The sequence below is a fragment of the Alkalimonas mucilaginosa genome, from assembly GCF_036327005.1.
Taxonomy (GTDB): domain Bacteria; phylum Pseudomonadota; class Gammaproteobacteria; order Enterobacterales; family Alteromonadaceae; genus Alkalimonas; species Alkalimonas mucilaginosa.
Window position 1 is genome coordinate 35,173 of the sequence record NZ_JAUGZK010000017.1, and the last position, 12,979, is coordinate 48,151.

The 12,979-nt window shown below is 46.1% G+C and carries 11 protein-coding genes; all 11 read right to left on the bottom strand.

Annotated elements, in window-relative coordinates; genetic code table 11:
- Positions 1-5: 5 nt before the first annotated feature.
- The 11 genes from QWF21_RS16405 to flgK all read right to left on the bottom strand — a co-directional run bounded on the left by QWF21_RS16405 (position 6) and on the right by flgK (position 12,939).
- Positions 6-2,774: a 6-hydroxymethylpterin diphosphokinase MptE-like protein gene (locus QWF21_RS16405; protein WP_330089132.1), complete on the bottom strand. Its 2,769-nt coding sequence runs from the start codon at positions 2,772-2,774 to the stop codon at positions 6-8.
- A 48-nt stretch (positions 2,775-2,822) separates the two neighbouring features.
- Positions 2,823-3,125, bottom strand: a complete 303-nt coding sequence (locus tag QWF21_RS16410) for a hypothetical protein (protein WP_330089133.1) — start codon at positions 3,123-3,125, stop codon at positions 2,823-2,825.
- A gap of 3 nt (positions 3,126-3,128) precedes the next feature.
- On the bottom strand, positions 3,129-3,560 hold the full coding sequence (gene fliS / locus QWF21_RS16415; RefSeq protein ID WP_330089134.1) for a flagellar export chaperone FliS: 432 nt from the start codon (positions 3,558-3,560) through the stop codon (positions 3,129-3,131).
- Between the two features lie 11 nt (positions 3,561-3,571).
- On the bottom strand, positions 3,572-5,041 hold the full coding sequence (gene fliD / locus QWF21_RS16420; protein ID WP_330089135.1) for a flagellar filament capping protein FliD: 1,470 nt from the start codon (positions 5,039-5,041) through the stop codon (positions 3,572-3,574).
- A gap of 9 nt (positions 5,042-5,050) precedes the next feature.
- Entirely contained in the window at positions 5,051-5,449 is a 399-nt protein-coding gene (locus tag QWF21_RS16425; protein ID WP_330089136.1) for a flagellar protein FlaG, read from the bottom strand.
- A gap of 67 nt (positions 5,450-5,516) precedes the next feature.
- On the bottom strand, positions 5,517-6,341 hold the full coding sequence (locus QWF21_RS16430; protein ID WP_330089137.1) for a flagellin N-terminal helical domain-containing protein: 825 nt from the start codon (positions 6,339-6,341) through the stop codon (positions 5,517-5,519).
- Positions 6,342-6,729: 388 nt separating this feature from the next.
- A complete protein-coding gene (locus QWF21_RS16435; RefSeq protein ID WP_330089138.1) occupies positions 6,730-7,554 on the bottom strand; it encodes a flagellin N-terminal helical domain-containing protein in 825 nt (274 codons plus the stop codon).
- 115 nt (positions 7,555-7,669) lie between these two features.
- Positions 7,670-8,494 (bottom strand): flagellin N-terminal helical domain-containing protein, encoded by an 825-nt coding sequence (locus tag QWF21_RS16440; RefSeq protein WP_330089139.1) that lies wholly within the window; start codon positions 8,492-8,494, stop codon positions 7,670-7,672.
- 192 nt (positions 8,495-8,686) lie between these two features.
- The gene (locus QWF21_RS16445; RefSeq protein ID WP_330089140.1) at positions 8,687-9,511 is read right to left on the bottom strand and encodes a flagellin N-terminal helical domain-containing protein; all 825 of its coding nucleotides are present in this window, start codon (positions 9,509-9,511) and stop codon (positions 8,687-8,689) included.
- 168 nt (positions 9,512-9,679) lie between these two features.
- The gene (gene flgL / locus QWF21_RS16450; RefSeq protein ID WP_330089141.1) at positions 9,680-10,912 is read right to left on the bottom strand and encodes a flagellar hook-associated protein FlgL; all 1,233 of its coding nucleotides are present in this window, start codon (positions 10,910-10,912) and stop codon (positions 9,680-9,682) included.
- A gap of 5 nt (positions 10,913-10,917) precedes the next feature.
- On the bottom strand, positions 10,918-12,939 hold the full coding sequence (gene flgK / locus QWF21_RS16455) for a flagellar hook-associated protein FlgK (protein ID WP_330089142.1): 2,022 nt from the start codon (positions 12,937-12,939) through the stop codon (positions 10,918-10,920).
- Positions 12,940-12,979: the final 40 nt, after the last annotated feature.

Here is a 12,979-nt window from a genome sequence, read left to right on the forward strand (position 1 = left end):
AAGGGTTATTGGAAGTAATGTGATACATCGACATCATCAAACTTCAGTGGTTGTTCAAGAAAGCTGTCGTGTCCCTGCAAGATACTCTCCTGCCAAATCGTACAAATGGTTTTGAATGCCTGCAAACACTCTGCTTCGTCGGAGGAAGCTGACGCTAAGATTTTGGTGAGCACACCACTAAAGTAATTGGCGCTGCCATAGAACAAGTAAAATATCAGGTTTTTCCTATCCGGAATTTTACTGCGTAAAAAGCGCCACTGCTCCTCAACAAAGCGCCGGGCGTCTTCCAGTGACTCTATTGGCTGCTCAAAAAAAGCCAGCCACTCGAAAACACTTTCTGAAAGGCTTAAAGTATCAATCGATGAAAAAACGCTATCTGCAAAAGGGCTTAAATCAGCAAAAAAGGCGTTTGCAATAAAATCCTCAATCTCCGTATCACGAACAAAATCAGTGCCAAGCAAAATGGATTCATAGCGTAAAGGAACAGCACCATCAATTGCTACCCCATTACTGCAGTTATACACCTCAATTTTATTGCTTGTTTTTGCAATCGCCTGTTCGATTAATTTTCGGGATACATCAAACTCTGGCTTAGTGAACACATAGGGTAAGAAGTTACCTTTTACCGGCATACCTCCACCATGCGTCTCTTTGTAGTTATACAGCTCGGTTCCATCCGATTTATAGTAAGAAGATAACTTTGAGTGATGATAATTTAAATCAGCATAGCCCAGGTCAACACCAAACAAGTACAAATACCTGAAACCAGCTTGTAAGACAAAGTTCACCACCAGGTTGCTCACCGTTGGGTATGCATAGCTCAGGGGCATAATTTTATAGCCCCCCTTCTCAATCGTTGATTGAAATAATAAGGTTGACGACTCTCCTGATTTAAAGCACAGCAAGACATCTTTAAACAAAGCTGCCGTATCAGGGTGAATGCCGTTGACACTGATAAGCCTGATTGATTTTAAATACTCTGGATCATTAACCTGGCTTATCCAATAGAAGGTTGACTTGTTTTGCTCAATCTCCGCATGAAAATCAGGCTTTATCCCTCGGGAATGCAATGATTTTAAGGCCGTACCACAACTTATCAATATCACCTGCTGCCGGTAGAGCTGGATGTACTCAATGGCATCATCAAGACTGGGTCCATTACCAATAATAAACACCGGCTTGGTTAAAAGTGATGCGCGCGAGTAGTCGTCGGCATGGAACTTCAAAAACTTATGGTGCTGCTTTAAGCTGTTATAAGTGTGCGAAATACCATACCTGGCATGATCATAGTACTCCCCCAATGCCAGCACAACACGTAGTTCTGAGCGTAAGTTAGAAATGGATTTTTGCATATCCGGATCAAAGTAAGAACTCAATAAATACGTATTAGCGATAGAATAAGCACCGACCTGATAGAACTGAGCCATCAAATCGTAAAAATAATTTGAACCATCACCACCAAGATTAAAGTAAATACGCCGATTGGATATATCCGCTTTTTGAATGATGTCAGACCAATCAATCACATGAAGACTTGCAAGGAAAAAGTCGAGATTCGGCTCACAAACATACAAATTTGTAATGCTATGCGAATCACATAATTGCTCTATATGCAGCCCAAGACCGATGCCAAAAATAATCATGGATTCAATGTCATCAGGCAAAGCGCTGGAGCCAGTCATAATATTCCGAATAACAGGCTGTGCTTTTTCAACCGCAGTAAAGTGAATGTAGTGACTTAGTTTTTTGGTAACCTTCTGCCCCAGAATAACATCATCCCTGAATGGGTTTTTCTCAAATGCATCAACCAGAAATTCAGATTCTTGCTTTGCATCATCATAAAACAGGGCATTACGCCGGCAATGCAGCAAGTTCGTTTGATCGCGATCATCTTTTACCAAACGCCAATTGATGGCCTTATAACTGGATATTTCTTTAAATACATGAGGATAATACTCCTCCAATGCTGCCAGGTTTTTTTCCAATAAGGATGGATTGGTGTAATCAGATGAGGCAAAATTTCCCAGGTTGCTATGGTTATGCTCAGGCAGGTTATTGAACAAAGCAGTATCGGGCAAAAATACCTGATACTTATTGGTCAAATGATCAGGCTGAGCGCTGTGGCCAAATGCAAAATGCATCACTTCGTCCATTACCGGATGAAAATAGTGCCGGTAAATATAGACTTTATCACCACTCAAAAGGGGGATCAGCTCGGCCAGATCTTCCGGTAAAGTGCTACCATCATTATCAAATTGCAAAAAAAGCTGAGTCCCGCTCTTCTCCGCAACCTGCAAAATACGTAGCCAATCAACCGCCTGCAATGAGCATTGCACCACATCCAATGAAGGTTCATAAACAACCAGATATTTCAGCTCAAGCTGTTCAAGCAGGTATTCCAACTGATACCCAAGCCCCAGACCAAACATAACAATGGCTTCAGCCTGGTGCTGGAGCGGCTCAGTCGGCCAGTGATCGTTCAAAGCATTGGAATGAAAATCTAAATAAGGCGCTGCGGCTAAAAAGGACCGCACCTCGTCGCGCATTTCCTGCTTTGGGGTTGTGCCATACCAGGTTCTTCCCGTGCTAAAGTCAACCATATTGATTTGCTCTGCAAGGGTGCCAAAAATGGAGAAGCGCTGGGATGTATGAGATGCAATGAGTTGCGGGATAGTCGGTATATAGTGGTTAAATGCTGAAATATTTTGCTTGTATCGTTGCTGGATTTCTACCGATACACTTTTTTCAATTGCTTTTTGTTTATCTTCATCCACACAAACCTGATGGTTTATATACTTTAGCATAAGGTTCCTGAGTATTATTTAGGAGTTATGGCCATAACTTTGCTTCGCTTTCTTACCCTTTTGAATGGAGAGTAACTCCGCACCAATGGTCGAACGTTGCTGATTGATGATTGTCATCATCTCGCGGAGATAGTCAAGGTTTTGCTGTAAATACTGAGAGTAGTCATCCAGCGGCTCAACCGCTGGTTGCCCTAGCAATGCATGCCAGTCGGCAAGGAGCTTTTGCAGTTGAGGCTCGGCTTCCTTTTCTTCCTGCAGCAAAGCCTTTATCTGAGCCTGAAAACTTTGCGCCTGTGCTTTCCTGGCTTCAAGAGATGACATGTTTTAACTACCAACGGCAATTTGTTGCCTCTGGGCCTGCAACTCATAGCCTTTTTCTCTATCTGCGACAGGAATTTGATCCCAGGCCCCTTTTATCGTTAATAACAACTCAACCACCTCATCCACTTTTTCGCTGCTTTTCTCGCGGCTGGCCAGGATCAAATGATTTAACATAAAGTCGTACAACGCATACAAGTTATCTGAAATGTCACCGGCGCTCATATCAAGCGAACCTTGCAACGCAGAAATAATGCTGATGGCTTTTGATAACGTAGCTGATTTACCAGCATAATCCTGCCGCTCAATGCAACCTTTGGCTTTTGCCATGTTTTCCAATGCACCTTGCATTAATAATTGAATGACCCGATGCGGATCGGCAACCGCCAAGTCATCTTTGATACCAACTGATTTGTAAGCCTTAATACCGTAACTCATAACGGACTCCTCTAATTCTGGTTTCGTGTCTGAGTTTTAAACCCAGGTAAATTAGCCAACTGAGCCGTCACAGTCGAAGCCATATTCTGCATGGATCCTAATAAGCCATCCAGTGCAGTATAACGGCTTCGCAAGGTTTGCTCGTAACTTTGCATATACCGATTTGCAGCTTCAAGATCTTTCGCATTTTTATCAATTTGTAGCCGCAAAGAGTTTTCTTTGCTTGCAATTATTCCGCCAGCTTGGGAAAACTGAGTAATGAATTTGTCCAGACTCTCACTCAGGCCATTGTCTCCTCCAAATAAGGAAGCAATCGCATCGTAATTCTCATCAAGGGCACGATTAAAACGCACTCGCCCGGAATCTCCGCCAAACTCGGTTGATGAAGAAATTTCAAGTTTGCCATCACTGTTAAATGTGATACCCATACTGTACAAGGTGGAAAGGCTATCATCCGCACCTTCAAAGGCAGATCCAAGTATACCGCGCAACTGGGCCATCATAGTTCGCGGCAAAGGATCACCGGATAAAGGACCTCCCTGAGCAGTCACCGTTTTACCGTCCGCTCCCAGAGTTCTGTGCTTTGTTAAGGCATTGATTTGATCAACCAGCTCGTTGTAGCTGGTAATGAAAGCATTTATTTTTTCTTCTGCGGCATCTTTGTCAGTACTGATGCTTAAGGCTGCATTGTTGTTGTCGGGAGTCACCGCACGCGCAGTTAAAGTGACATCCTGAATCACATTGCTAAAAACATTGCTGCTACTGGTTGCTTTAATACCATCAATTTCGATCTCAGCATCCTGCGCAATCTGGACGGCGGTTAAGCCTGGGCTGCCACCGGTCGGAACTGTCGAGATGGCATCCAGCTCTGCATTGTTATTGGTAACCTGTAAATCGTTGCCTTCACCAGTCACGTTTGAGCTCACCACCAGCTTGGTGCCAACCGCACCGCCAGCATTGATAAGGTTCACATTGACCCCAAAGTTATCGCTGGAGGCATTTATTTTTTGGCGTAGCTGATTCAACGTCATGCCTGCGGTGACTTCCACATCGAAGCTTTTACCATCGGCCGTAAACGTCAGAATACCATCGCTGGTACTTACTACATCACTGGCAGAAGCGAAAGCGCCATCAGCACTTTCAAAGCGACTACCAGCAGCCAGTTGATTTACTTTCACATCAAAACTACCAGGCACTGCATTGTTACTGGCGCTAGCCTCCAGATAGGTTTTGTTTTCGGTAGGCTGAGTAATAGTTGCAACTCTGGCATTGAGGTTATTGCCACCTAAGGCTTTTACAGCGGTCTGGAATGAAGAGAGAGCCGACTTCAGCCGGCCCACTCCTGACAACGAGGCTTCGAGAGTTGATTTTGTCTTATTAATACGGCCCAGCTTGCTATCACGCTCCACCTTTACCAGAGTACTTACCAGTTCCTCCAACGGCAAACCTGACGCTGAACCTAAAAAATTAATTTGCGACATAAATCACCTCTAGACTTTGCTATCCACCAGTAAACCAATGGAACGTCCCATTTCTTGCTGTAACCTCTTCACATCTTGTGCCACTTTTAACAGCTCTTCCGACGGAATTTGCCGAATAAGCTCTGAGGTCTTGAAATCAACCACTTTGATAACTTCGCGACCAGACGCATCATCAATCGAAAAGCTTAATGAGCGCTCTTGAATGGCAACAGCGTTGTTCATCACTTCAACTGCTTCGTCAAGTTCCTTGCGCGAGACTGACTCCGGCTTGGTGGCCTTGACCGGCTCAAGCGGAGCCAGACGCTCGTTTTGCTTTGATTCATTCTCAGCTTTAGAGCGAACCTCTGCACCTTCAACTGGCAGTATGGAGCTGGTTACCGATGAGCTGTTTAAGATCATACTGCTCATATCAGACTCCTTATCGGCACGCAGGGTGAAAACTTAAGTACGGTTTTCACCACCGCGTGTTATTAGTTTAACCTAATAACGACAAAGCTGCCTGCGGACGCTGGTTTGCCTGAGCCAACACAGTAGTACTGGTTTGCTGCAAGATCTGCGCTCGGGTCAGCTCTGCAGTTTCACGGGCAAAATCGGTATCCCGGATCCGGCTACGCGCACCAGACACGTTTTCAGAGATATTCGTTAAGTTACGAATGGTCGCCTGGAAACGGTTTTGGATCGCACCTAAATCAGCACGGGTACCATCAATGATGCCGATTGCGCTGTCAAGAATAGCCAGAGCTGCTGAAGCACCTCCCGTTGAAGATACGCTCAAACCATCCAGACCTAAAGAATCAACACCATAGCCATCGGTTCTTGATAAGGTGATGCGGATATTTTGCCCGGCATTTGCACCAACCAGGAAAGAAGCAGAATAAGTACCATCCAGCAAGTTTTGGGTACCAAACTGCGTTACCTCAGCAATACGGCTGATTTCTGTTAGCAATGCGGTCACTTCTTTTTGCAGCGCATTACGGTCGGCAGAACTGTTGATACCGTTCTGGGATTGAATGGCCAAGGTACGGATCCGCTGCAGTGCGTTGGTAATTTCATCCATCGCACCTTCTGCCACTTGCGCTACCGAAATACCATCATTAGCGTTACGAGCTGCCTGGTCCAGACCATTGATTTGGCTGGTCAGGCGATTCGAAATCTGCAAGCCGGCCGCATCATCTGCAGCGCTGTTGATCCGAAAGCCTGAAGACAGACGCTTAAATGCAACGTCCAGGTTATTGCCTGAATTAAACAACTGACGCTGAGCATTCAGCGATGAAGTATTGGTGTTTACGTATAAAGCCATGAGTCACTCCTTAGTTCAGGCAAGGTTCTGCAAAACCTGGTCGCCTTCAACTATTTGTTTTACTAAACGGTTTCGGTAATTAACTACCTACGTTCCGTGAATTGAGCCAAGCTGCAACTTGGCTTAACCTAGTTATCGGCGACAGTGATAAGAACTTTAGAAAAAAAATTATTTTTTTTAACGGCAAGGCTCCAAGCCTTAAAATACCTGGCCTTAGTGCTTAAAAAGAAAAACCACCTTGCAAGGTGGCTAATAATAGAGAGCAAGGATAGAGTCACTCCAAAACGCTAAAAATACCTTGCCAAGGACTTGATTAGTAAGCACGGCCTGACTGCAATCAATGGTGCTTTTTGTAATTTATCTCTCTGCCAAACCACCTGCTGCTACCTTAAGCCAATACAGTCAATGCCGCCTGCGGTCTCTGATTTGCCTGCGCTAGCACAGCTGTGCTGCTCTCCTGGATAATCTGAACTCGTGTCAGCTCAGTCGTTTCTTTCGCATAATCAGTATCTTTAATGCGGCTGCGGGATGCAGACACATTCTCACTGATATTGCTTAAGTTTTTTATCGTAGAGAAGAGAGAATTCTGGATAGCGCCATAATCTGTTCTGGCTTGGTCAAGCTGCATTAATGCAGCATCAATTCCATTTAACACATCCTCCGTGCTGTCATTCACAAGACTGAGGCCATCCAGGTTTAGGCCAGCTGCATCGGTTTGATAGCTGGCGCCAAGCTCAATACTTAACTTCTGTCCGGCATTAGCACCAATCATAAACTCCAAAGTACCTGCACTTCCATCCAACAAGCGGATCCCTGCAAACTCGGACTTTTGTGCAATTGAGTTGATAGCCTGGCGTAACTGATCAAACTCTTGCTGCAAGGCTTCTAAATCAGCTTCAGAATTCACACCATTATCTGCCTGTATTGCTAAGACCCTCATCCGGTGAAGTGAATGAGTGGCTTCTTCCATTGCTCCATCGGTGACCTGCACCAAAGAAATTGCATCAGTAGCATTGCGTACAGCCTGATTAAGACCTGACACCTGATTCGTTAACCGGCCACTGATCACCAGCCCTGCCGCATCATCGGCTGCCCGATTAATACGATAGCCAGAACTAAGCTTCTCAAAGGTTGCATTTAACCCTGAAGTTGCATTGCTCAACAATCGCTGCGAACTAAGCGAAGATTGATTGGAGTTCACCACCAAAGCCATTGCTTAACCCCTGTATAAAACTCATCGTCAGTGCATCTGTGTACGCACCAGAATGCAGTGGCTTGCTGGAGAGCTTTAAAACAAAGCCTCTCCATTCCCAAGCCATTACTTGCTATTACTGCAGCAGACTTAAAGCTGCCTGAGGCCGTTGATTCGCCTGGGCCAACACCGTGGTACTGGTCTGTTGCAAAATCTGCGTCCGGGTTAACTCAGCTGTTTCTTTGGCAAAGTCGGTATCCCGAATGCGGCTACGGGCACCAGAGACGTTTTCAGAGATATTGGTCAGGTTTCGAATGGTCGCCTGGAAACGGTTTTGGATCGCACCCAAATCTGCCCGGGTACCATCAATGATGCCGATAGCACTGTCCAGCAAGGCTAAAGCAGCTGACGCGCCACCTACACTGGATACGCTCAGTGCATCCAGCCCCAGCGCCGTAGTGCCGTAACCATCTGTTCTGGATAAGGTAATACGGATATTTTGACCTGCATTGGCGCCCACCAAAAATGAGGCAGAAAAACCGCCATCCAGCAACTTGGTAACACCAAACTGCGTGGTATCGGCAATCCGGCTAATTTCCAGTTTCAGCTGCTCGACTTCTTTTTGCAAAGCGGCCCGGTCAGCAGAGCTGTTGATGCCGTTTTGCGACTGGATCGCCAGCACCCGGATCCGCTGCAGTGAATTGGTAATTTCATCCATCGCCCCTTCAGCAACCTGGGCCAGTGAAATACCGTCGTTGGCATTACGGGCAGCTTGATCCAGACCATTGATTTGACTGGTTAAACGATTCGAGATTTGCAAGCCCGCCGCATCATCAGCTGCGCTGTTGATACGAAAGCCTGAGGACAAGCGCTTAAAGGCCACATCCAGTGAATTACCGGAGTTGAACAATTGACGCTGCGCGTTCAAAGAGGATGTATTGGTATTGACATATAACGACATGATGATTCTCCTGTGTCTGTTGGCGCTCATAGCCACATCAAGTGAAACTATTCACAACCTATATATCGGTAAACAAAGGAAAATCTTTAGAAAATAAGGGAAAATAGATATTTAAAATAAAATATACACTTAAACAATAAAAAGCAGAAGCACCATTAGATGCTTCTGCTTAAAGTATAATAGTTAACTGTGTTACTGCAGCAGACTCAAAGCTGCCTGAGGCCGCTGATTCGCCTGGGCCAATACCGTGGTACTGGTCTGTTGCAAAATCTGCGTCCGGGTTAACTCAGCCGTTTCTTTGGCAAAGTCGGTATCCCGAATGCGGCTACGGGCACCAGAGACGTTTTCAGAGATATTGGTCAGGTTTCGAATGGTCGCCTGGAAACGGTTTTGGATCGCACCCAAATCTGCCCGGGTGCCATCAATGATGCCGATAGCACTGTCCAGCAATGCTAAAGCAGCTGACGCGCCGCCTACACTGGATACGCTCAGTGCATCCAGCCCCAGCGCCGTAGTGCCGTAACCATCTGTTCTGGATAAGGTAATACGGATATTTTGACCTGCATTAGCGCCCACCAAAAATGAGGCAGAAAAACCGCCATCCAGCAACTTGGTAACACCAAACTGCGTGGTATCGGCAATCCGGCTAATTTCCAGTTTCAGCTGCTCGACTTCTTTTTGCAAAGCGGCCCGGTCAGCAGAGCTGTTGATGCCGTTTTGCGACTGGATCGCCAGCACCCGGATCCGCTGCAGTGAATTGGTAATCTCATCCATCGCCCCTTCAGCAACCTGGGCCAGTGAAATACCGTCGTTGGCATTACGGGCAGCTTGATCCAGACCATTGATTTGACTGGTTAAACGATTCGAGATTTGCAAGCCGGCCGCATCATCAGCTGCGCTGTTGATACGAAAGCCTGAGGACAAGCGCTTAAAGGCCACATCCAGTGCATTGCCGGAGTTAAATAACTGACGCTGGGCGTTCAGTGATGAGGTATTGGTATTAACGTAAAGTGACATGGTAAGTCTCCTGCCTGTGGCGCTGTATCCTGATGTTGCTCATTTCATACAACATCAACTCAGATACTTATTTATCGGTAACCACAGACAGAAGTTTAGAGAAATTTCAGTTTTTTTTAGTTAGCCATTAAATACAGATGCAAAACCGTATTTATCGGCATAAAGTCTTTAGCGGATAAAATCAAACAAAGACACCGCAGATACCTTGGTAAAGGTAGCTGAAATCGCCTGCAGAGCAATTTCCTGCTTGGTTATTTCCGTTAAAGCTTTCGCATAATCCACTTCCGATAAGTCCGCCCGATACGACTTATTATTAATTTTCAGATCTTCATTGGTCTCAAACACACTGTCCAGCACATTGACTCGACCGCCGATATTGGCCATGACATTATCCACCCGATCTGTCGCATTGGTGATCTGCACCAGTGCATCCTGTATACCTTCATCCAACATGGCCTGATTGATATTCGGATCTTCCAAAATCTGAATAAACTCACTCAGTGTGTCCAAGATATTGACCTTGCGTGGAGCCTCCAATGAAAAATCAACCTGCCCTGGCACAGCAGGCCCGTTAATATCAATGGCAAGCCCTTGAAATGTAATGGATTGTCCTGACTGGAAAGTTCCTGTTACCGGAGGCACCAAAGAAGCACCGTTGCGTTGTATCTCGTACAGATCTGGCGCGGTAAGTACCACATTATAATCATTATTGGCCGGGTTGAGGCTGTCGTAATTTTCGCGGTAAAAACGGTCAAAGCGACTCTGATTGCTAACCGTAACAGCTGCTGAAGTTGCTCCACCGGCACTGATCACTGCCTCGGAAGTCTTATAGCGGCCATTGATATCATCAAAGACAAATTTGCCACTGTCATTGCCGGGCAATGCTATGGTTGCGGATAATTGTAAAGACTTTTGCCCATCATCACCCTGAAACTCAAAACTTTCAGTCACCGGATTAAACACATAAGGCATGTTTTTATCCTGATACCCTGCAAAAATATAACCGCCTTCTGAGTTCTGTGTATTCATTAGATCAAGCAGCTCTACCTGAATATTGCGCAACTCTGCCGAAAGAGCCCGCAGATCCTGATCGGCATAAGCACCATTACCGGCAGCAACAGTAAGGATCCTGGCTCTATCCATCGAAGTACGCATATTTGTTAAAGCTGTTTCCTGCAGAGCCAAATTATTTTTCAACAAAATCGAGTTGTTCTGATACTGCTCGGTCTGGGCCAGGTTTTGGTCAAGGCCCAGCACCTTAGCTGAAGCAGCGGGATCATCTGCAGGCGTTAAGATGCGGGTTTGCTTTGTCAGTTGTTCCTGGGCTCGTGTCATCTTGGCATTGGTATTGATGACGCCATTTAAGCCCTGATTGAACTTCATATTAAAAGACATACGCATAATGCTTACCTCACTGCCGCCAGCAGCGTATCAAAAATAGTTTGCGAGGTTGAAAGAATACGGGTTGCAGCCTGATAGGTTTGCTGAAAACGGATCAGGTTGGCAGCCTCTTCATCCAGACTCACACCGGATAACGACTCAAACCATAACTGGCTTTGCTGCAATAACGCCTCGTTGGCCGCTTCACTGTTGCGCGCCTGGTTGGTGCGTTCACCTATCAAGCTGACCATGGAGCCATAGGTTTGATTAAAGCTGGCGCTGTTTACGCCACCTGGTGTTGACAGTGCATTCAGCCGGGTGGTACTGGTATCCGTTTGCAGACCAGCAAGAATTAACCCGTTACGGTTATCATTAAAACCACCACTGTTGTACTCAATGGTGAATGTATCCCCAATACTTGGAATGCCGGTAATTGAGAAATCAAACCCCACATCCAGTCCTATTTCCGCAAATACATTCTGGTAATTGGCTGAACCAAAGTTGGCGGTACCGATGACAGCACCACCACTGTCTTCAATCTGAAAACTATCGCCTCCCAGATAAGTAACTGTCCAGGGTCCATTCACCAAACCACCAGGAGCTGTAAAACCATAATCCGGTGCTGTGGCAGGGGTAGTATTGGTAATTTTCAACCCTTCAACTTTCCCATTGCCCAGATTCTCCAGCGTTTGATCTATGCGGATCGGAGAAGCCAGTGCAATGTCTTCCGGCCGGGTGGTCGCCATAGCCACTTGTCTGGCGGCGGTAGCTAAAGGTTTAAACTCGAACTGATCCCCGACCGCCCCATCAATTTCAAACGTAAAGCCATAGAGATCGCCAGCGGCCGTATCTTCGGCGCTAATGGTGGCCGGAAAACCTGCCACTGTTGCAATCACTTCAGACCCAGCAATAACATTTCCTTTTACATCCACCGCTTGCACCTGAACTTCAGTGGCTGAGAGAATGGTTACACGCAAGTCATTCGGTGGAATTTTACTGCCCTGACCGGCTTCAACAGTACCCGTTAAGCTGGCTCCTGCACTGTTGCCCTGATAGGGAAAGCCATTAAAGGTGGGGAAAGTAAAAAGCGGACCGCCCAGTTCACCATTTAGGTTCATGCCCAGCTTGTTCTGCTCGTTCAGCGCATCGGCCAGTGACAATGCCACCTGGCCTAATTTATTCTGGGTGGGATCCAGTATCTCTTCACGAAAAGCAATTAAAGCACCAATTTTACCACCTAATTTCTTGGTATTGATATCCAGTACCACATTGCTGTTGGCGGAATAACGTAACTTCAATTCTTTGCGCGATGGATCCGGATTACCCCGCGCAGCGAGTAAGGAAAAGTCACCATTTTCTACCACCAGCGACTGCCCCGTCGACATAAACACCAGCTTTTCGCCATTCTTGGCATCCAGGGTACGGATTTCTACCATTTCAGACAGCTTGCGAATGGCTTCGTCACGTTTGTCCAGTAAGTTCAATGGGATAGGACGGCTGGCACCAGTACCATAACTGGCAATTTCTTTATTGAGCTGGGCAATCTGTTTGATGTAGCCATTGGTTTCAGCAACATAGATATCGAGTTGCTGATTGATAAACAGATCCTGATCAAGCACCAAGGTCGACATGGTGTTAAAACGATCCAGTAAAGCTTCTGAACTACCGATAATCAGCTGTCTGTTCGCCAGTGTGGTGGGATCATTATTGGCAATCTGAAACTGATCAAACAATTGATTCATGCCGGTAGCAATGCTGTTGGCAGGATTGGAAAACAGTGCATCCACTCTGTTGGCTTCATCCAGATACTGCCGGGAAAAAGCATAAGCCGAAGTATCACGCCGAAGCTGTTTTAAGGTAAATTCATTAACCAGCCGCTCCGTGGTGCCTTTGCCCACCCCAAGGCCCAGAATTTGTGCTTCAAACTCAGTGCGCTGCCGCACATAGCCTTCGGTATTGATGTTGGCTATATTATTACTGGTGGTATTCAGCAAGGTGCTGCTGGCCAGCACAGCAGAAGACCCGATTCTGAGTAAATTATCTGACATCTTGCTACCCCACCTAAGCTACGAAATCACCGACAACCAA